The organism is Nesiotobacter zosterae (assembly GCF_033843645.1).
GTDB classification, from domain to species: Bacteria; Pseudomonadota; Alphaproteobacteria; order Rhizobiales; family Stappiaceae; genus Pseudovibrio; species Pseudovibrio zosterae.
On sequence record NZ_JAWXVZ010000010.1, the window covers coordinates 178,784 to 197,742 of the forward strand.

Sequence of the window (18,959 nt, forward strand, 5' to 3'; positions counted from 1 at the left end):
CCTGCTTAGCGCCCTCACCGTTTTCGCCTCGCAAATTGCCAAGTTAAGACCAAAATTCCCTTAAATCCGCGGGAAATTGCAACTGGAAGATACTGGATCGACAATATGGTTAAGGTCAGATTTACCAAAAATCTTTAGAAATCGGCTCTAAGCTAGTTTCAAAAGAGTAGTAGGACGAGAAATCCGGTGTCCAACAATCAGAAAAAACCAATTTCGGGCGGCAACCCCTTCCAACGCCTGCGCGATCAGCTGGAGGGAATCGAGCCCGCGCTTGAGCCAATCACAATGACGATTGGCGAGCCCAAGCACGAACCGCCGTCGTTGTTCATGGACGTACTGGTCGAAAACAAAGCAGGTTTTCGCAAGTATCCGCCCATTCACGGAACGCCGGAGTTCCGCGCTGCCATCGGCTCATGGCTGAAAGCCCGCTATGGGCTGGACGCCGCATTTGATGCTGACAAGAGTGTCATTCCACTCAATGGCTCACGCGAAGGTTTGGTTTTTGCCTGCGTAAGCGCCCGTGATTATCTGAAAAAAGACGTTGAGACCCCTGCGGTTCTGCTGCCAAACCCGTTCTACCAATCCTATGGCGCGGGTGCGCACATGGCAGGCGCAGAAGAAATATTGCTGCCGGAACAAGGCACCGGCATTCTGCCAGACCTCGATGTACTGGACCCGGCACTGCTTGACCGAACAATTGCGTTCTACTTTGCCTCGCCTGCAAACCCGCAAGGCACCGTCGCTCCCATGACCTACTGGAAGCAGCTCATAGGCTTGGCGCGTAAACACAATTTCCTCATCTTTGCCGATGAGTGCTACTCGGAAATCTACCGCGAGACGCCGCCAACCGGTGTTCTGGAAGCTGCAAGCGCCATGGATGGAACGCTCAGCCACGTGGTCAGCTTCAACTCGCTTTCAAAACGCTCCAATTTGCCGGGCCTGCGTTGTGGCTTTGCCGCTGGTGATCCGGAGTTCATTCAGTTTTTTGCCAACTTCCGCAATATCGCGGCACCGCAAGTCCCCCTGCCCGCGCAAGCTTTGGCTGTTAGAGCCTATGCGGACGAAGACCACGTCGTTGAAAATCGCCGCCTCTACAATGAGAAGTACGCAGCCGCTGAAGAGATCCTGTCTCCCCTGTTCGGCTCTGTCATGAATGATGGCGGTTTCTTCCTGTGGCTCGATGTGTCCCGTTGGGGTGGCGGTGTTGCGACCGCTGAAAAGCTGTGGCGCGAAGCTGGTGTGAAAGTGCTTCCAGGCGCTTACATCGCCTCCGACATGCCGGAGGGCTTCAATCCCGGCGCGGACTACATCCGCCTTGCCCTTGTAGATAGCCTCGACACAAGCCGCGAAGCGTTCAATCGCATCGTGACCTGTCTGGAGTAAGCGAATGCATCAAGCCTCAACCATGCATCACCCGCGCAAAACCAACATTTCGCTTGAGGACACCGAAAGCCCGTTCAAGCGCATGTTGAAACGCAATATGGTTTCCCTGTCCGGACTGGCTGTAATCACGGTCGCGATTGCATTTGCTGCCGCACTTGCAACTTGGTCGGTGAGCGATCCAAGCCTCAGCCACTCCACCACGGAGCCGGTACGCAATGCACTTGGCGGCATCGGCGCCATTGTGGCGGATGTTTTGATGCAGTCCATTGGTCTGGCGACAGCGGTGGTTCTGTTTCCCGTTCTGGTCTGGGGCTGGCGTATTTTCTGGTACCATCGTTCAGGCCTCAACCGAAAGCGACTGGCGACCTGGGTGTGTGGCACGCTGATTTTCTCCGGCGCTCTTGCGGCTCTGCCCGTTGCCCAAGGCTGGCCGCTGCCTACGGGCATGGGCGGTTTCTTGGGCGACTGGCTGTTTTCGGTTCCAGATACTTTCTTCAACGGTCTGACGGATGGTGCAAAAATGTTGGTGGGTACGGTGGGCCTTGGCCTGCCTGCGCTCGTCATGATGGCCCATGCCGCAGGATGGATCGGCCGCTCGCCGTTGCACGAACCGCAGGCCGAGTTGCCGGTCAATGCACAAGACGCCGACTATGACGACTACGACAGCTTCGATGAAGACGAGGATGACAACGAAGACGGCCGGTTGTCCGCGGCCATCGGTGCGTTGTCCCATTGGAAGTTGATGGCAACCAGCGCTGTTCAGAGAACCTTCTTCAAGAAGAAACAGCAGCCTGCACAGGCCAATGTTTATGCCGCCCACCCTGCTCCCATCGAGCCGGAGTATGCGCATGCAGAAGAGGTTTACGAACACGAGGGCTATCAGCAGCCCTACGAGCACGAAGGCTATGCTCAGGCGCATTACGACCAGCAGCCCCATGAGCAGCCATACCATGCAGACTACGCCGCCTCAGATGAACAGCCTGTCTATTATGAGGAAGAACCTGCTCCAGAACAGCAGAAGGGCGGTCTGATCACCAACCTGCGCCGCAAACTGGCAGCCAAGCTGCTGCCTGAAGAGGACGACGGCCTGCGTGAGTTTTACGAGCGTGGCGCAGTATCCTACGAGCAGCCCGCGGCAAGCCATGCAGCACCGCAAGGCGCGCCGGTCGACTTCGAACACGATTGCCCTTCCCCGCGTGCACCCTGGGAAGATCCTGATCCGTCGCATCATCCGTTCCATGACGCCTCAGGTGAAGACTTTGATGCTGATGAGCAGGCATTTGAAGAGCCACTGCAAGCACCGGTTCCAACACCTGCTGCGCCTTTGCGTCCAATCGGCATCGCCAGCCCTCCAGAGCCAATGGACATAAACGCTCCTCAGGCTCAACCGGAAGACCAACAAGGTGGCCGCGTAATCCCACCGGCACCAGCACCGGTGCCGGGCAAACGCGTCCAGCAGGAAGCCCAAGGCCGCCTGCCACTGCCAGCTCAACCCCAGAACGACTATGAACTGCCGCCGCTGATGCTGCTTACTGAGCCGCCAGTCAACGGCCGTCAGCAAATAAGTCAGGATGCACTTGAGCAAAACGCCCGCATTCTGGAAGGTGTGCTGGAAGACTTCGGCGTACGCGGAGAAATCATCGAAGTACGGCCAGGACCAGTGGTCACTCTGTACGAACTGGAACCTGCGCCGGGCATCAAGTCGTCCCGCGTCATTGGTCTTGCAGACGATATCGCACGCTCCATGAGCGCCATCTCTGCCCGTGTTGCGGTGATACCGGGTAAAAACGCCATCGGCATCGAGCTGCCAAACGCGCGCCGCGAGACCGTGTTCCTGCGTGAATTGGTTGCCGCCAACGACTTTGAAAAGTCCAAGGCGAAACTCGCCATGGCGCTGGGCAAGACCATCAACGGTGAAGCCGTTATTGCAGATCTTGCCCGCATGCCGCACTTGCTGGTGGCCGGTACAACGGGCTCCGGTAAATCCGTTTCGATCAACACCATGATCCTGTCCCTGCTCTATCGCCTGACGCCAGAGCAGTGCAAGCTGATCATGATCGACCCGAAGATGCTCGAACTTTCCATTTATGACGGCATTCCGCACCTTCTCACGCCTGTTGTAACAGACCCGAACAAGGCTGTTGTGGCGTTGAAGTGGACGGTCCGCGAAATGGAAGACCGCTACAAGAAGATGTCCAAGATGGGCGTTCGCAACATCGATGGCTACAACACCCGTGTTGAGCAGGCCATGAAGAAAGGCGAGCGCTTCACCCGCACCGTTCAGACCGGGTTTGATCGCAACACGGGCGAGCCGATCTTCGAGGAAGAAGAACTGCCGCTTGAGAAGATGCCATTCATCGTCGTAGTGGTCGACGAAATGGCTGACCTGATGATGGTCGCGGGCAAGGACATTGAAGGAGCGATCCAGCGTCTGGCACAGATGGCCCGTGCGGCGGGCATCCACCTGATCATGGCGACACAGCGCCCATCCGTAGACGTGATCACCGGTACCATCAAGGCAAACTTCCCAACCCGTATCTCCTTCCAGGTAACCTCCAAGATCGACAGTCGTACGATCTTGGGTGAAATGGGCGCGGAACAGCTGCTTGGCATGGGTGACATGCTTTACATGGCCGGTGGTGGCAAAACTCAACGTGTTCACGGCCCATTCGTTTCGGACGATGAGGTGGAAGAGATCGTGAACCACCTAAAAGCACAAGGCACACCTCAGTATCTGGAGGAAGTGACCGAAGAAGAGGACGAAGGCGGCAGCTACGATTCCCTGACTGCGGGTAGCGGTAACGCCAGCAACGACCTGTTTGATCAGGCCGTGGCCATTGTGGCGCGGGACAAGAAGGCCTCCACCTCCTACATCCAGCGCCGTCTGTCCATCGGCTACAACCGTGCAGCATCGCTGATTGAGCGCATGGAACAAGAGGGCATCATTGGCCCTGCAAACCATGCCGGCAAGCGTGAAATCCTGCTGCGCACGGACGATAACGAAATGATGTAGCGAACATGAACAAGAGTTAACCTGACGTGCCTAAACTTTGCCAAGAGACCGGCCTATACGAGCACCAGAGTTTGCTGCGTAGCGCTACCAAGATGAGTTGGAGTTATATTGATGGTTTCTAATCGCCCCGGACATGCAAAGCGGATGAAGCTGGGTTTTGCATCCCTCGGCATTGTGCTTGGCCTCATTGCGGCCCTGCTGCTTCCGGCAGGTGCCATGGCGCAGGCTCCAAGCCAGGCGCAGGCCATTCAGGCCATCAACAAGAGCTTCAACTCCGTAAAGACAATGCGCGGCGAGTTCATCCAGTTCGGCCCAACGGGCGGCCGGGTGGAAGGGCAGTTCTTCATTCACCGTCCCGGGAAGCTGCGCTTTTACTACAACAAGCCATCCAGTCTGGACATCATCGCCGATGGCGACATGATCTCCATCAAGGACCGCAAGCTGCAGACACAGGACATATGGCCGCTGTCACAAACGCCACTGCGCTTCTTGCTGGCCGACAAAATTGACCTGACCCGCGATGCCAATGTGACTGCCATCAACGTGGAAGAAGATCTTGTTTCCGTTCAGATCGACGACAAGACGCGCTTTGCCTCAGGACGCCTGACACTGATTTTCGACACAAAGGACTTCAAGCTCAAGCAATGGACCGTCCGCGACAATCAGGGTTACGACACCTCTGTTGCCATCTACAACGTTGAAGAAAATGGCCCGACCAACCCGGAACTTTTCGAGATTGACTATCTGGCCAATGCACGACAAAACCGTCGCAACAACTGACGCTTTGGTCGACTAAAGGCATCAAAAGGCTCGGTTTTCCGGGCCTTTTTCATTGGAAGCTTCGAATGGGTGAATTTGTTCTGGCCACCACACTGCCAAGCCTTTCCTTGGGCAATGCCATGCTCTGCGAATTTTGCGCGGACCATGGCGCCGAAGTCTATGTGGATCCGGCTTTCCAGCACGTGGGAGTCATTCAGTGCGCTGATGGCAGGCCCTTGCCTTTTAAGGGAACCTGCCTGCCCCTGAACAGCTTTGGGGCGGCCAGAGTGGCCACAGACAAGGACTTCTGTTCAAGACTGCTGGCGCACGCGGGTGTGAACACCCCCAAGGGGCTTGTCATTCACACAGACGCTGAGATTGACCTTGTCGCCTTGCGCAATCCAGCGGCGGCGGCCCATATGCACGGCGCTACATCTGCAATGGGCTTTGCTGAGACAGTTGGGTTCCCGGTTTTCGTGAAGCCGAATGAAGGTTCTCAAGGCATTGACGTCTTGCGCGCAACGACGAGGTCAGAGTTGCAAGAGGCTGCTGACCATGTGCTTGCGCGCTATGGCTCCGCCCTGCTGCAACAGGGGATTGCGGGGCGGGATTTCCGTGTCATCGTACTGGACGGCGAAGTGCTCGCGGTGATCGAACGCCGCGCTTTGAGCGTCACAGGAGACGGCACATCCTCGCTCGCCGCCCTCATTGAACGCCAGCTGACGCGCTCTGCCACCCGAACCGGGGGCCGCAAACTCGCGCTTGATGACCCGCGCCTTTCAAAGCATCTGAAGGAAACGAATTTGTCGCTGAACACCGTTCCAGCGGCTGGTGATGAAGTGGAGCTGCTGCCAAATGCCAACCTGTCCACCGGCGGCATGGCATTAGATAGAACCGAGGATGTGGGCGAGGCGGTAAAACAGATCGCGACCACCGCCACCGCCGCATTGGGCCTGCGCTATGCTGGCATAGATGTTCTCGTAACCAATGAAAACGCGATTGAAGGCTGCTGCGTGTTGGAGGTCAATGCCGCGCCGGGTCTTTCGAACTTCTATGCCACGTCCGACGCCAACAAGAAGCGAGTCCGGCGCGTCTACAAGCGTCTGGTCGACGCTATTCTTGCCTGAAAACAACGACAAACATCCGTTTTTCTGAGGTAGCGATGCCACACGCTTCTGATTTTCTCAGCATAGAGCCTCTTGAATGATGCGTAATGTTATACCAAAACAAAAAACACACCGCCGCCATCAAGGATATTGGTAGAGATGCGATTTAACGAGAACAAGCAAAGCCCAACAACACCGCACGATTCTGCAGAAAGCAGACCCACCCGCGAAGAAGCGGAAGCCGCCGTTCGGACCCTATTGAAATGGACAGGAGACAATCCGGAGCGCGAAGGCCTGATAGACACCCCCGCTCGCGTAGTCCGGGCCTACGAGGAATTCTTTGCCGGATACAACGAAGACCCGAGAGAGGTCCTTTCACGCACTTTTGAAGAGACTGACGGTTACGACGACATGATCGTGCTGCGCAACATGCGCATCGAGTCCCACTGTGAGCATCACGTTGTACCGATTATTGGCAAGGCCCATGTGGCTTATCTGCCATCAGATCGGGTTGTAGGCGTATCTAAGATTGCCCGTGTTGTTGAGCTCTACGCAAAGCGCCTGCAAATTCAGGAAACCCTGACTGCACAGATTGGCGAGGCCATTGAGCAGACCCTAAAACCGCGCGGCGTGGCCGTGGTCGTTGAAGCTGCCCACATGTGCATGACGACCAGAGGCATCCGCAAACCGGGCGTTTCCATGATCACTCGTCACATCAGCGGTGAGTTTAAAACAGATAGCGCTCTGCGCACTGAGCTGTTCACCGCGCTTGCCGCCCCAGCCGAGCAGTTCGGCTGAGACGCTAGACGGTCAGCGCGGCAACGGCAGTCACCGTGATCACCGAGAAGAAGGTCGTCATCAGGATCACCTGAGCGAGCAGCTCCTCAGGAACCTTGTATTGAACGCCGATAACAAAGGCGAGGACCCCACTTGGTCCGGCTGCTACCAAAACACCTGGCCCGACCCAGAACGGCGGGAGCGAGAAAGCAAGTTCAAACAAGACCCAACCCATGGCCGGAACCACCGCCAGCTTCAGTGCGGTCACCCCCCACACAAGCGGGCTTGCGACATTGAGCTGCTGGGTGCTGAGCACCAACCCCAACGCAAACAAGGAGGCGGGTGCCGCCGCGCTCCCCAAGAAATCGGCGTAGATGCCAATCCCGTTATCGGTGGAGATGCCAGCCAGATTGACCATGAGACCCAAGACCAACGCCATGATGTTCGGGTTCGTGTAAAACGTTGCGCACAAATTGTGAAAGGGAGAACCGTTGCCGTTCTTGCTCATCAGTTCCAGCGCAAGAACCGTTCCGCCAAGCACCAGAAGGTTGTCGATGACAATGACGGAGATCACCGGCAAGGTGGCGTCATGGCCATAAAGAACCTCTGCAATGGGCAGAATGAAAAACGTGTGGTTACAAAATGCCGCTCCCATGCCCAGAAGCAGGCTTTCACGCACACACCGCCCGAACCCCTTGTAGGCAACGACGAAAGTCACGCCATAAACCAGTACCTCCGCGAGGATGTAGCCCACGACATAAAGGTACTCAAATTTGTCAAAGGGGGCCTGCGCTACCAGTTTAAATAACAAGGCTGGCAGGAAAACATAGAAAACAGTTTTGTTGATGATGATGGATTCGCTTTTGCTGAACAGCTTCATCCAGCCAAAAACGTAGCCCAGTACCACCGCCGCGAATACGGGCAGTACTGCATTCAGAAAGATTGATAGCACGGTGATGTACCCCGGTTTGTTGACCTAGGCCTACAAGACTTCGGGGAAGTTTACGAGATCGTGCTATGACGCATTTACGAGCGCGAAAAGACCTGCGTAGTGCGCCGCAGGTCTCTGAAATTTCACAGCTTTTACCACTCGCCGAGTTTCGTCTCGCGGGTATATTCCTCATCCGGAACGTACTTGATCACGGCCTGGCCGCAAATGGTGACACCCCGTGTTGCGTCGTAGGTCATGGTCGGTGAACCATGCAGTTCCCAGCCACGGTTGAGCGCCTGTGTGACGCGGTGGCAGAACTCTGAGGAATCCGGTTCAGTGATCAGGCGAAACAAGCGCATGCAGCACCCCTTTTATGACAAATTGAGCCGAAGTTGTTCTGTGTTCGGCACCAGAGGGAGCGGAACCTATCAGCTAAACCCCTGCAATGCCAGTGGCCTAAGCAATTGCTAAAAGGCGATGACAGCCGCTCTGCTCAGCCAGCACGCGCTGCAATGGCATCAGCGATGGCAACCACCTTCTGGCCCATCTCCGCATGCAGGCGCTCCACCATTTTGCCATCCACCTGCAGCACCCCTTTGCCCGCGTTCTCAGGCGCTTCAAACGCAGCAATAACCTTGCGCGCCCAGTGAACCGCTTCATCAGAGGGCGCGAAAGCGCTGTTGCAGGCGTCAATCTGGCTTGGGTGGATCAGCGTCTTGCCATCCATGCCCATCCGCGCCCCTTGGGTGCATTCCTCCGAAAAGCCTTCGATATCAGAAAAGTTGTTGTAAACGCCATCAATGATGCTGATCCCTGCAGCTCGGGCTGCCGCAAGACATAACATCAGCCATGGCATCATTTCAGCGCGGCCCTTGGTAATGTGGGTGCCCGTTTCCTTGGAAAGGTCGTTGGTGCCCATCACCACCGCCTCCAGCCGGGAGCTTTCTTCGCGCGCCGCAAGGCAGATGCTTTTGGCATTGAGCATGGCCAGTGGAGTTTCCAACATGGCCCAAAGCTTGATTGCCGGATCTGCCCCTTGCGCCTGCATGATGCCAGCCACAAGCTTCAAGTCCACCGGGCCATTCACCTTGGGCAGCGCGATGGCATCCGGTTTGGCGGCAATGGCAGCGTCCAGATCCGCCCGGCCCCACTCGGATGTCAGCCCATTGATGCGGATGATCAGCTCCCGATGCCCATAGCCGCCGCCTTTGACCGCGCTTGCCACCTGTTCCCGTGCGGTTGCCTTGGCCTCTGGAGCCACAGCGTCTTCCAGGTCAAAGATCAGCGCATCCACGTCCAGCGTTTTGGCTTTCTCAAGCGCCCGCGCGTTGGAGCCCGGCATATACAACACACTTCGCCTTGGCCGAGGTCCGTTCCCTGCCTGTCCCATCGTTCACGCTCCCTAAACGGTGTTTGATCTGCGACACAGCATAGCCTACGGGGCGGGGTGAACTAAATCAGCCTTTCGCCTAGGAGGCTGAATATTTCTTTCGCAATATCATATCTTTAGCTGCAAAAAGTGCGCCTGCCACAATCAATGCGCAGGCCGCTGCCACCGGCCATGTAAAGGCGCCAAAGCCAAACAGAACCAGAAGCAATGTGGAGAAAAGTGGCGCAGCATAGGCGGACGCACCGAGCACCTGAATGTCGCCGCGCTTCATGCCAATGTCCCATGTGAAAAACGACAGGCCCAGCGGCATCAAGCCCATACCCACCACCGCGAACCACTGCGTCGGACCCTGCGGCATCACCGTTTGCTCAAAAAGAAAATGGCAAAGGTAGGAGAGGATCGCCGTCATCAAACAGAAGCCCGCCACCGCTTCGGTCGGCACATTGCCCATGCGCCGCGACAGCACCGAATAGGAGGACCATGCAAGCGCTGCAGCAAGGGCGGCCGCATAGCCCACCGTAGAATCCGAACTCAGATCAAACGCCCCACCGCGCGCAATCAAAAGACCCGCGCCTGCCAGCCCAAGTCCCGCACCGATTACATGGTGAACGCGCAAACGCTCGCCCGGCAGAAGAGCGGAAAACAATACAATCAGGACCGGCCAGAGATAGTTGATCAGGTTCGCTTCCACCGGCGGTGCATTTCGAATGCCGATGAAGTAAAGCGCGTGATAGCCAAACAGGCCCACGGTGCCCATCACCCACACATGAAGCGGTTGCCGAAGCAATATCAAGCGAGAGGGATTTATCGCAAGCCGGGCAAAAGCCAATGAAGCAGAAACCGTAAAGCACAGCGCGTTCAGTAGAAATGGCGGCACCTCGCCGGACAGCGCACCGAATGGCCCCAGAAAAGACCACATGATCACTGCTGTAAAGCCGATTGCCGTCGCCTGATTGCGGGTGATTTGCCCCATGAAGGCCCTGCCGTTCAACGCATTTGGTTTCAGTGAGGCGTCCTACACGTTTTCACGGTGTTTTCATATATCAACACCGGATTTTTTACCTGAGGTGAGGAGTTTCCTTGGGTTTCAGCGAAAGAAGCCGAGCACTCCCTTGATTTACTGTTTGAATTCGCGACACTGCTTCTAAAGCTTTGAAATTAGACAGGACCGTAGAGACCATGAGCGCTGAAACCATTCGCCCACTTGTCCATGACGATGCACCGGCCCTTGCCCCTCTCATTGCAGAGAACGCACAAGCCTTGAAGCGCGGCGCACCGCGCCGTCCGGATGAAGTCTATGCCGAGCGCCTGCTGGCGGAAGGCAGTGCTGAATTCCTCGGTGCTTATGAAGGGGATGTGCTGGTTGGGTTTGCCTTGTTCTACGACCTTCCAGACCTGATTACAGGCCGCCGTATCGGCCAGCTGGAAGACATTTACGTCATGCCTTCCTACCAGAGCAAAGGCATTGGCCGTCACCTGGTGGCGCATGTGGCAGGCGTCGGAAAAGACCGCGACTGGTCCCATGTGCGCTGGATGGTTCCGGCCAAAAACGAGGTCGAAACCGGGCTTTATGAGCAGATGGGAGAGCCGGGCGACAAACAGAGCTACAACGTTTCCATCGACCGACTGTCCCTTGCCAACGCTTAAAACAGGTTTGGCACGCGTCCAAGATTGATGAACGCAATGCGGGCGCGCCCGCGATCCAGTGTAATGGGCAGTTGAATGGTCGGCTGCCCATCCACCATATTGCTCTTTCCGATGGAAAGCGCCGTTGCCTGCAGGTTCTGCGGCAGTTGAGAGCCTTCAGGAAACAGCGGCTTCAGAGCGGCTGCCAACTGATCCACCCCGGAAATGGTCACCGGCAGTGTGCCGGACAGACGGCCCTGCTCGTCCACGGTCACCGGTCCTTCGGTCTGAAGATAAAACGTGCCCGAAGAGAGCCGCGCGCTGCGCACAATCAGGTCAACCTTGCCATCCACCAACAGATCTTGAAGACTGCGCACCTTGCCTTCCAGCGCCGACCCGCCTTTTGGCGCAGTCACAATAAGCTCCAGATCAATTGGAAGATCCAACGCCATGGTTTCAGAGGTGAGCTGTTGCAGCAAAATTGCCGCGTCCAACGCCTCGCCTTCTTCGCCATTGGCGCGAATGTGCACTTCTGCATTGCGCGCCGCCATGGTCAGCGGCGTATCCAGCGCCACAACGGAAAGTGACGGGTTCTCAATCACCATGTCGGCTTTTTCAATCTTCCGCTCTGCAAGATTAGCGCTCAAACGCGCCATGTCCCAGGTAGCTGCGTAGCCCGGACCACCCGGCCCAGCTACCGCTTCAAACGGGCTGTCTGCTTCAAAAATCATGTGCATCGGCTGATAGGCCAACGCCACACCACGGACTTCGTGAGCAAACACGGTTTGCCCATCCCGCTCGATGCGCAGCGGAGAACACGTCACCTCAAACCGGAAGGGATAACCGCCAACCCGCTTGTTCGCGCAGTCAAAGACATCGCCTTCTGCGGCCGCAACTTTTTGCGTGTTTGTCAGCGTATCGCTGATCATCCCCCGGCCGATACTCCAGTAGGTTGACCAGGCTGCTATCCCCAGAACCACCATTACGCCAAGAATAATGTAGGATTTTTTAGAGGGCTTCTTAGGACTGGCGGTCGCGCTCATGATAGTAATTTTCACCTCATACTGACGGGTCATTGCATCGCTTCGGCGGGACTGTTACCCGAAGCCCTGCAAAAAGAAACACGGAATTAGCACGTTATGCGAGATTTATGGGTGTTTGGCTACGGCTCTCTCATCTGGCGTCCCGGCTTCGACTACGAAGAGGCGGTGCCGGCTTTGTTGCGCGGTGCCCACCGCTCGCTCTGTGTTTACTCATGGGTCCACCGCGGCACACAAGACAATCCCGGCCTCGTATTCGGGCTGGATCGGGGTGGTTCCTGTCGTGGAATGGCCTTCCGTGTCGCGGCGAAGAACCGAGACCGCACCATCACCTATTTGCGCGAGCGTGAACAGCAGACCATGGTCTACCGTGAAACGGTACGCGGGGTGCAGTTGGACGGACGCCCACATGATCCGGTGCAGGCCCTCACCTATGTGGCCGACCGCAGTCATGCCCAGTATGCCGGGGCTCTACCGCTTGAAGAACAGCTGAAAATCGTGTTGTCCGCCAAGGGTCAGTCAGGTGCAAACCCGGAATACGTCATCAACACGGCGCGGCATATGCGCGAACTGGGCATTCGCGATCACGGCTTGGAATGGTTGGAAAAGGAGCTGACCCGCCTCGTGCATCAGGGCACGCAGTCCGCTCACTCGGAGAACAGCCCCGCCTGAAGGTCCGACAGGGTCTCTTTTCGCTCTTCGTCGGTGGTGCACAGCAGGTGAACGTAAAACGCCATCTGCCGCCGACGCTTTGGCACACTGTGGGCCCCGTGAAGCTCGCCATGCTGATCCGCATGCCCCAACCAGACCACCACATGGTCCATGCGCTCATCGGCCATCAGCACCACGCTGCCGGGATAGTCCAGCAGCTCCTGTTCCTTGATTTTGGAAAACAGATAACGCTGGCCCGATTTGCCTTCCCAATAACGGAAACGATCCCCTGCAGACAGCAGTTCGGATACACGCGCGGCACGCCCGCCACTCTGATTGGACCGAAAAAGGGAATATTGCACAGCTGATACTCGCTTCATTACCCACTCACTGATAGAGAGTATAGGAACAAAATATGAACGAAAAGCAACTAACGCAAGAAAAAAGCCGACCGTGACGGATCACGATCGGCTTTCAATGTAACTTGCAAATGTTAATCCAAGTTTACTCTGCAGTTTCAAGGGCTTCGGCACGCGCCGCCATGCGCGCACGCGCTTCCTTCACGATAATATTATCCGGTGTTGCCGCTGCAGCTTCCTCAAAAAGTCGGTCGGAAGCGGTCTCGATATCCCGTTCCAGGCGTTCTAGAAACTCCTTTTGTTCAAGACCGGGCTCAATTGGCGGCAGGATTTCGGCCGTAATGGTGCCCGGAAAACGAAAGAAGCGATGGCGCGGCCAATAAACGCCGGAATTGATGGCAACTGGCACCACCTTGCAGTTCAGCGCGCTGTAGAGATGCGAAATGCCATATTTGTATTTGGGTTCCGCCCCTGCCGGACGGCGCGTTCCTTCCGGATAGATGATGATATGGCGTTCATCCTCAATAGCTTCCTCCGCAGCACGCGCCATGGACACCAAGGCCGCTGAGCCCTTGCCGCGGTCCACCGGGATCTGACGCAGCTTGGTAATGTACCAGCCAAAGATAGGCACGCGGCGCAGTTCGCGTTTCAAAATGAACGAAGGGGCTTTCAGGTGCGCCAGCAACGCGAAGGTTTCCCACGCCGACTGGTGTTTGCTTGCGACGATGCAGCCTTCCTCCGGCAAGTTCTCAAGGCCGCGGAACTCTGATTTCACACCGCCAATCCATCGCAACAGGAACAGGTTCACGTTGCACCAGATCGGCAGGATCCAGAAGCCCCAACGCCACGGCAGAAAAAAGATCGGCACGAATGCGATCATCAGAACCAGTGTGCTGAGATAAAACAACAGGTTAAATAAAATGGATCGCAGTAAAATCATCATACCCAGTCAGTGTCATCGCACCCGCGCGTCCAAAAGGGCGCAGCAAGGTGCCGTCATGGAACATCAGCCTCAAGGCCGGATCATCATGTCAGGGAGTACCAAAACACCCGCAACCGCACGAGGGTATACTTCACAAATTCACGAAGGAGAAGCTTTGTTGTTGCAGGATCTGAATACCAATTGCGCAAGTCGAGGCCTTCATGGAACACGGAGTTGGGGATCAGCTCCACTTCCGGCAACAACGCCTGCAACTCTGCAAGAGCGCGTGGCATATGATAGGCGCTGGTCACCACAACAAGACTGGCAAAGCCATTTTCGTGGGCCCAGTTCGCCGTTTCCGACGCGTTGCCGATGGTGTTCAGCGCCTTGCGATCCAAGTCTACACAACAGCGGAACAACGCCAGTTTCTGCTCGGTCATGAGCGAAATCTGCTCGACCGTGGTGTCAGGATGTACGCCGGAAATGAGGAGGCGCTTCGCCTTGCCTTCGGCCAGCAATGAAAGCGACTTGGAGATGCGCTCACGCCCACCGGTGAACACCACAATGCCATCTGCCGCGCGAATGGCCTCAGTCGGCTTGGAGTTGAGCATGGCCACATAGCCGTAAAAGCTGATGGCAAAGGAAGCCAGACAGATCAGAACACTGGCAAGGATCACCCCGAGCGTCAGCTTCAGCGCAAACAGGCGCGACCGGCGGCGGGGCGCAGCCGGTTCAAGTTCAGCCAAATCATGTTCGACGCTCCCTCTCAAGGCCATGTTGCCACCAGATTGCCCCTTGTTGTCTTCGGGGTTCTGGTCGTCCTTGCGAGCAGGAGCAAGAAGTTTTTCATCCGTCATTCTAGAATGATCCGAACGCTCGCCACCTTGCGCTGGATCCAGTTTTACCATTCACCTCAGACTTGTTGAGGGCAATGTAACACCAGATCGTGGCCAAAAGTGAACTCCAAAATCGAGTAAACCTAGTCCATCCCCGCAAGATGTGAGTGTACTGCAATCCGCGACGTGACGGCAGTAAGAACTGCGACCAGCACCACCACCAACACCACGCCTATATAGCCTGCAAGGCTGACAGAGATGGTGCCAAGCAAAGCTTGTGCCTGCCCGGCAGCGCCAAATTCGGTGCTCGTGTTTCCTAAAAACTCAATCAAAAGAAAGCTTAGGCAGGCAATCGCCCCGCCAACGATACCGCCCTTGAGGCCGAGCACCAGAAAGTGCCGTTGGAACTCGGCGGAGATGAAACGGTCTTCAGCACCAACAAAATGCAGCACCTCCACCACCTCCTTGTTACCGGACATGGCGGCACGGGTGGCAAACACCACAGACAGGATCATGGAGGCCAGCACAAGTACCAAAATGCCAAAGCCAATCACCACAGCGCCGTTCGCCATGGACGACAGCTGCTGGGTCCACAGGCGGTGATCATCCAGACTGGAGCCGCGTATCTGGTCTTCAACAGTGCGTTTCAGCTCTCCCAGATCAAGCAGTTCGGGTTGGTCTACCTTCACCATGATCAGGCGCGGCACCGGCAGGTCTTCCAGGTCGAGCCCTGCGCCAAGCCACGGCTGCAGCAGCTCCTGCGTTTCGGTGTCCGACAACGCCCGCACGTGCCCAACGCCGGGAAACTCTTGAGCCAGTGCCACCGTGCGATCAATTTGCTGAAGCATGTCGATCCCGTCCACAGGACGGATCTGGATGGTAAGCTCACGAACCAGATCGTTGCTCCAGTCGGTGGCCGCATCATTGACGACTGTCACGAAGCCCACAGTAAGGCAGGCAAGAAAACTCATGATGGCCACCACCAGCATCAACGCACGCCCTGCAACAGCTTGCGGCGGCACGATGGGTGCCTGTCTGGCCTTCTTTGGCCTGCGTCCTTGTCCCTCACCCTTTTTGGGAAGCTTCTGGGCCATCTTGGCTTTCACGCCAGCCGCTACAGTGCCCTTCTTGGCAGGACGAGGCCCGGCAGCGCGCTTGGGCCGCTCTTCAGAAGACATGGAGGGTTCGCGTCGTTCCATTCCATTACTCATCGATTAGAAGCCGGCCGTCATGCAACACCAGATGGCGCGCGTTGACTTGTTCCAGAAGATGCAGATCGTGGGTCGCGATCAGCACAGATGTGCCAAGGCGGTTCAACTCTATGAACAGACGCAGAAGACGGCGGGCCAGCGGCGCATCCACGTTACCGGTGGGCTCATCCGCCAGCAACACTTCAGGGCGCGTGATCAGCGCTCTTGCAATCGCCGCTCGCTGTTTTTCACCGCCAGAAAGCACCGGCGGCATCACATGCATGCGGTCGCCCAAGCCCACCCATTTCAAAAGATCAATCACATCGGAGCGATAATCCGATTCCATTTTGCCAGCCACCCGGTGCGGCAGCGCCACGTTTTCGTAGGTGGTCAGGTGGTCAAGCAAGCGGAAGTCCTGAAACACGACGCCAATGCGGCGGCGCATGGCGGGCAATTGGGACTTGGTCACCTGGGAGGTGTCCGTACCGAATGCGGAAATCAGACCTCGGGTCGGGCGCAACGACAGGAACAGCAGGCGCAGCAGGCTGGTTTTCCCCGCACCCGAAGGCCCTGTAAGAAACTGAAAGGACTGGGGTTCAATGGAGAAAGTCAGATCCTTGAGGATCTCCGGCCCCATGCCATAGCGCAACCCCACGTTTTCAAACCTAATCACCGCCTGCTCCTTAATGTTAGCGGAACGCTACATGGTGGCTGTTAATGGACTGTTAAGGCTATCCCCTTTCATTCTGCAACTATCCCCAAATGTTTGACTGGCCGCTAAATTCGGATAAATCAGTCACTTGCATTTCCATATTTGGGTTTATAGCTAATGTGAAATCAGGGTTTAACAGTTCCTTAATCATATGAAGATTCTGTTAGGCCGAGACACCCGTCTGCCAAGTGGCTGGCGCTAACGGGCACTGTAGAACACAGCCAGGGGAACCCTAGGTCTTCCATGAAACTGAAGATCAAATGCCCGGATTGCAAGACGACCTACGAAATTCCTAGCGACAAGATTGGCGCGGAAGGTCGGACGGTGAAGTGTACCCGCTGTGGCACCAGCTGGCGGGCAACCGCTGAAGAGCCTCACTCCAAATCCCTTGATGAGAAGGAAGCCGACGCCGAATGGCAGCAGCTGGACCGGGAAAGTGCCGCCCGCAAGGCCGAGGCGAACAAAGGCTCTTATGCCGACGACGAAGAGGAGGAGGACGTTGAGCCTCCTGAGGAACCAGCCGATCCAGATGACGCTTCGGGCGATGAAGACGGTAACACGGCAGTTCCCGGCACACCGGAAAACGCCGCAGAGCCCTCAGCTGGCAACGAAGGCGACAAGGACAAGACCAAAAGCCGAGAAAAGACGCGCTCGCGCTACTCGCATTTGGCGAAGCCAAAACACAGTACAAGCAAACGTCTACGCAGACTAACTGGCCTGGGACTTTTTGCAGCTTCTCTGCTGGCCTGCGTGATGACAGTAAGCTATAGAGACACGATCGTAAGACAGTTCCCGGATCTCGCTGGCCTCTATCAGATGGTCGGGCTCACGGTGAATCTGCGCGGTCTGGAGTTTCGGGACTTGAGAACCTTCCGCGAAGTGCAGGACGGCGTGACCGTTCTTGTGGTCGAAGGTTCCATCGAAAACATCACAAGCAGACGCGTCGAGATTCCGGCGGTCAGGTTGTCCCTGCGTTCTCACGATTTCAGTGAGCTGTACGCCTGGACGGTTGAACCGCGCCTGATGACGTTGGATCCGGCGACTAAAACCAGGTTCAGAACTCGGCTGGCCCAGCCACCGGATCGAGCCGCTGACATTCAAATGCGCTTCGTAGAGCGCCAACAAAGAAGAGCGAGCACAAGATGACCGGTACCCCGGAAATCCGCGTTCTATACGATGAGAAAGCCATTGCCGAACGCGTTACCGGCGTTGCGGAAGCCATTGCAAAAGATCAGCCAGAAAACCTGCTGGTCGTAGCCGTGCTGAAGGGCAGCTTCATGTTTGCCGCTGACCTCGCCCGCGCTTTGCATACTGCAAAAATTGCACCGGAAATGGAATTCCTTCACCTGTCAAGTTACGGTGCGGCCACCGTATCTTCAGGGCATGTTAAGGTATTGCGTGACATAGAGAGCGATGTCACGGACCGGGACGTGATTCTTGTCGATGACATTCTGGAATCCGGACGGACATTGAAGTTCGCTCGCGACATGATCGCTGAGCGCGGCGCCAAATCCGTTCGCGTGGCTGCCTTGTTGGACAAGCCCATGCACCGCAAGGCAGATATCGAGGCAGACTATGTCGGGTTTGACTGCCCAGACAAGTTTGTGGTCGGATATGGCATGGACATGGGTCATGCGTGGCGACAGCTACCGTTTATCGGATTCGTGCCACAGGACGGTGACGCTTAGAAGGGGGACTTTATGGCCCGCGTACTTCTGACTGAGGATGATGACGCAGTTCGCGCATTTGTGAAGCGCGCACTGGAACTGGACGGCCACAGCGTCACAGCAGTGGCAGATGGCAGCGAAGCCGCCGAAGCTCTGAACAACGAGCAAGGCGCGTTCGATCTGCTGCTCTCGGACATCCGCATGCCGGAAATGGACGGAATTGCGCTTGCCATGCAAACAAGCCAGCGCTACCCCGGCCTGCCGATCCTGCTGATGACGGGCTATGCAGATCAACGGGAACGTTCAGATGAGCTGAACGGAGCCGTTCGCGATGTTCTTACCAAGCCTTTCTCTTTGGTGGAAATTCGCAGTGCTGTTTCAGATGCTCTCGCAGATGTGGCGGTGACGGAAAAACGTCGTCTCTACGCCTAATCGGGCCAGATCAGGTTCAAGAAAAAGCCGCCCACATGAGGCGGCTCAGACTGCTGACAAAGTGATTGAAAGTCCTCGCTTTATGCGGGGACTTTTGATTCAATGGGGTATGTTGAAGAAACCCTCCCCCCAGCAGACCGCTTTTGAGATGGTCAGTCTCGAGAG

20 protein-coding genes are annotated in these 18,959 nt (G+C 56.4%); 10 read left to right on the top strand and 10 right to left on the bottom strand.

All coding sequences use genetic code 11. The features are described from left to right. The first annotated feature begins 186 nt into the window (after window positions 1-186). The 5 genes from Q3Y58_RS15730 to folE all read left to right on the top strand — a co-directional run bounded on the left by Q3Y58_RS15730 (window position 187) and on the right by folE (window position 7,059). Window positions 187-1,383 (top strand): aminotransferase class I/II-fold pyridoxal phosphate-dependent enzyme, encoded by a 1,197-nt coding sequence (locus Q3Y58_RS15730; RefSeq protein ID WP_319622879.1) that lies wholly within the window; start codon window positions 187-189, stop codon window positions 1,381-1,383. 4 nt (window positions 1,384-1,387) lie between these two features. Next, complete coding sequence (locus Q3Y58_RS15735) at window positions 1,388-4,396, top strand: DNA translocase FtsK (RefSeq protein ID WP_319622880.1); 3,009 nt, start codon at window positions 1,388-1,390, stop codon at window positions 4,394-4,396. A 111-nt stretch (window positions 4,397-4,507) separates the two neighbouring features. Further along, entirely contained in the window at window positions 4,508-5,176 is a 669-nt protein-coding gene (locus Q3Y58_RS15740) for a LolA family protein (RefSeq protein ID WP_274217601.1), read from the top strand. A 65-nt stretch (window positions 5,177-5,241) separates the two neighbouring features. Beyond that, window positions 5,242-6,282, top strand: coding sequence for an ATP-dependent carboxylate-amine ligase (locus tag Q3Y58_RS15745; protein WP_319622881.1), 1,041 nt, complete (start codon window positions 5,242-5,244; stop codon window positions 6,280-6,282). A gap of 138 nt (window positions 6,283-6,420) precedes the next feature. Continuing rightward, entirely contained in the window at window positions 6,421-7,059 is a 639-nt protein-coding gene (gene folE / locus Q3Y58_RS15750) for a GTP cyclohydrolase I FolE (protein ID WP_319622882.1), read from the top strand. A 4-nt stretch (window positions 7,060-7,063) separates the two neighbouring features. Here folE and Q3Y58_RS15755 read toward each other — a convergent pair whose 3' ends face one another. From Q3Y58_RS15755 to yddG, 4 genes are all read right to left on the bottom strand, one after another. Further along, window positions 7,064-7,990, bottom strand: a complete 927-nt coding sequence (locus tag Q3Y58_RS15755) for an AEC family transporter (protein ID WP_319622883.1) — start codon at window positions 7,988-7,990, stop codon at window positions 7,064-7,066. A 131-nt stretch (window positions 7,991-8,121) separates the two neighbouring features. Further along, entirely contained in the window at window positions 8,122-8,328 is a 207-nt protein-coding gene (locus Q3Y58_RS15760) for a DUF1737 domain-containing protein (protein WP_274217605.1), read from the bottom strand. 134 nt (window positions 8,329-8,462) lie between these two features. Then, on the bottom strand, window positions 8,463-9,359 hold the full coding sequence (locus Q3Y58_RS15765) for an HpcH/HpaI aldolase/citrate lyase family protein (RefSeq protein WP_319622884.1): 897 nt from the start codon (window positions 9,357-9,359) through the stop codon (window positions 8,463-8,465). A 79-nt stretch (window positions 9,360-9,438) separates the two neighbouring features. After that, a complete protein-coding gene (gene yddG, locus Q3Y58_RS15770) occupies window positions 9,439-10,332 on the bottom strand; it encodes an aromatic amino acid exporter YddG (RefSeq protein ID WP_319622885.1) in 894 nt (297 codons plus the stop codon). Window positions 10,333-10,538: 206 nt separating this feature from the next. On the opposite strand from yddG, the gene Q3Y58_RS15775 reads away from it, so the two are divergent. Beyond that, a complete protein-coding gene (locus tag Q3Y58_RS15775) occupies window positions 10,539-11,006 on the top strand; it encodes a GNAT family N-acetyltransferase (RefSeq protein WP_274217608.1) in 468 nt (155 codons plus the stop codon). On the opposite strand, the gene Q3Y58_RS15780 is transcribed toward Q3Y58_RS15775, so the two are convergent. Beyond that, the gene (locus tag Q3Y58_RS15780; RefSeq protein WP_319622886.1) at window positions 11,003-12,061 is read right to left on the bottom strand and encodes a DUF2125 domain-containing protein; all 1,059 of its coding nucleotides are present in this window, start codon (window positions 12,059-12,061) and stop codon (window positions 11,003-11,005) included. The genes Q3Y58_RS15775 and Q3Y58_RS15780 overlap by 4 nt on opposite strands. Before the next feature lie 63 nt (window positions 12,062-12,124). Between Q3Y58_RS15780 and Q3Y58_RS15785 the strand changes: the two genes are divergently transcribed. Further along, window positions 12,125-12,697, top strand: a complete 573-nt coding sequence (locus Q3Y58_RS15785) for a gamma-glutamylcyclotransferase (RefSeq protein ID WP_319622887.1) — start codon at window positions 12,125-12,127, stop codon at window positions 12,695-12,697. Here the strand turns inward: Q3Y58_RS15785 and Q3Y58_RS15790 are convergent. The 5 genes from Q3Y58_RS15790 to ftsE form a co-directional block, all read right to left on the bottom strand. Next, complete coding sequence (locus Q3Y58_RS15790; protein ID WP_319622888.1) at window positions 12,673-13,056, bottom strand: hypothetical protein; 384 nt, start codon at window positions 13,054-13,056, stop codon at window positions 12,673-12,675. The two genes, Q3Y58_RS15785 and Q3Y58_RS15790, sit on opposite strands and share 25 nt — an antisense overlap. Window positions 13,057-13,180: 124 nt before the next feature. After that, window positions 13,181-13,978, bottom strand: coding sequence for a lysophospholipid acyltransferase family protein (locus Q3Y58_RS15795; RefSeq protein WP_319622889.1), 798 nt, complete (start codon window positions 13,976-13,978; stop codon window positions 13,181-13,183). Window positions 13,979-14,061: 83 nt separating this feature from the next. Further along, on the bottom strand, window positions 14,062-14,814 hold the full coding sequence (locus tag Q3Y58_RS15800) for a YdcF family protein (protein ID WP_274217612.1): 753 nt from the start codon (window positions 14,812-14,814) through the stop codon (window positions 14,062-14,064). 122 nt (window positions 14,815-14,936) lie between these two features. Further along, window positions 14,937-15,992: a cell division protein FtsX gene (locus Q3Y58_RS15805; protein ID WP_319622890.1), complete on the bottom strand. Its 1,056-nt coding sequence runs from the start codon at window positions 15,990-15,992 to the stop codon at window positions 14,937-14,939. Between the two features lie 4 nt (window positions 15,993-15,996). Beyond that, window positions 15,997-16,656, bottom strand: coding sequence for a cell division ATP-binding protein FtsE (ftsE, locus tag Q3Y58_RS15810; protein ID WP_274217614.1), 660 nt, complete (start codon window positions 16,654-16,656; stop codon window positions 15,997-15,999). 282 nt (window positions 16,657-16,938) lie between these two features. On the opposite strand from ftsE, the gene Q3Y58_RS15815 reads away from it, so the two are divergent. From Q3Y58_RS15815 to Q3Y58_RS15825, 3 genes are read left to right on the top strand one after another with little or no spacing between them, the layout of a single operon-like run. Then, window positions 16,939-17,841: an MJ0042-type zinc finger domain-containing protein gene (locus Q3Y58_RS15815; protein WP_319622891.1), complete on the top strand. Its 903-nt coding sequence runs from the start codon at window positions 16,939-16,941 to the stop codon at window positions 17,839-17,841. After that, window positions 17,838-18,383 carry a hypoxanthine phosphoribosyltransferase gene (gene hpt / locus Q3Y58_RS15820; protein ID WP_274217616.1) on the top strand — a complete coding sequence of 182 codons (546 nt, stop codon included), beginning with the start codon at window positions 17,838-17,840 and terminating at the stop codon, window positions 18,381-18,383. The genes Q3Y58_RS15815 and hpt overlap by 4 nt, the downstream gene beginning before the upstream one ends. A 12-nt stretch (window positions 18,384-18,395) precedes the next feature. Next, complete coding sequence (locus tag Q3Y58_RS15825; protein ID WP_274217617.1) at window positions 18,396-18,794, top strand: response regulator; 399 nt, start codon at window positions 18,396-18,398, stop codon at window positions 18,792-18,794. Window positions 18,795-18,959 lie beyond the last annotated feature (165 nt).

Coding starts and splice junctions, on each gene's coding strand:
- Q3Y58_RS15795 (WP_319622889.1), bottom strand. CDS start 13,978: ATGATGATTTTACTGCGATCCATTTTATTTAACCTGTTGTTTTATCTC.
- folE (WP_319622882.1), top strand. CDS start 6,421: ATGCGATTTAACGAGAACAAGCAAAGCCCAACAACACCGCACGATTCT.
- Q3Y58_RS15740 (WP_274217601.1), top strand. CDS start 4,508: ATGGTTTCTAATCGCCCCGGACATGCAAAGCGGATGAAGCTGGGTTTT.
- Q3Y58_RS15780 (WP_319622886.1), bottom strand. CDS start 12,061: ATGACCCGTCAGTATGAGGTGAAAATTACTATCATGAGCGCGACCGCC.
- Q3Y58_RS15735 (WP_319622880.1), top strand. CDS start 1,388: ATGCATCAAGCCTCAACCATGCATCACCCGCGCAAAACCAACATTTCG.
- yddG (WP_319622885.1), bottom strand. CDS start 10,332: ATGGGGCAAATCACCCGCAATCAGGCGACGGCAATCGGCTTTACAGCA.
- Q3Y58_RS15800 (WP_274217612.1), bottom strand. CDS start 14,814: ATGACGGATGAAAAACTTCTTGCTCCTGCTCGCAAGGACGACCAGAAC.
- hpt (WP_274217616.1), top strand. CDS start 17,838: ATGACCGGTACCCCGGAAATCCGCGTTCTATACGATGAGAAAGCCATT.
- Q3Y58_RS15765 (WP_319622884.1), bottom strand. CDS start 9,359: ATGGGACAGGCAGGGAACGGACCTCGGCCAAGGCGAAGTGTGTTGTAT.
- Q3Y58_RS15805 (WP_319622890.1), bottom strand. CDS start 15,992: ATGGAACGACGCGAACCCTCCATGTCTTCTGAAGAGCGGCCCAAGCGC.
- Q3Y58_RS15790 (WP_319622888.1), bottom strand. CDS start 13,056: ATGAAGCGAGTATCAGCTGTGCAATATTCCCTTTTTCGGTCCAATCAG.
- Q3Y58_RS15775 (WP_274217608.1), top strand. CDS start 10,539: ATGAGCGCTGAAACCATTCGCCCACTTGTCCATGACGATGCACCGGCC.
- Q3Y58_RS15785 (WP_319622887.1), top strand. CDS start 12,125: ATGCGAGATTTATGGGTGTTTGGCTACGGCTCTCTCATCTGGCGTCCC.
- Q3Y58_RS15825 (WP_274217617.1), top strand. CDS start 18,396: ATGGCCCGCGTACTTCTGACTGAGGATGATGACGCAGTTCGCGCATTT.
- Q3Y58_RS15745 (WP_319622881.1), top strand. CDS start 5,242: ATGGGTGAATTTGTTCTGGCCACCACACTGCCAAGCCTTTCCTTGGGC.
- Q3Y58_RS15760 (WP_274217605.1), bottom strand. CDS start 8,328: ATGCGCTTGTTTCGCCTGATCACTGAACCGGATTCCTCAGAGTTCTGC.
- Q3Y58_RS15815 (WP_319622891.1), top strand. CDS start 16,939: ATGAAACTGAAGATCAAATGCCCGGATTGCAAGACGACCTACGAAATT.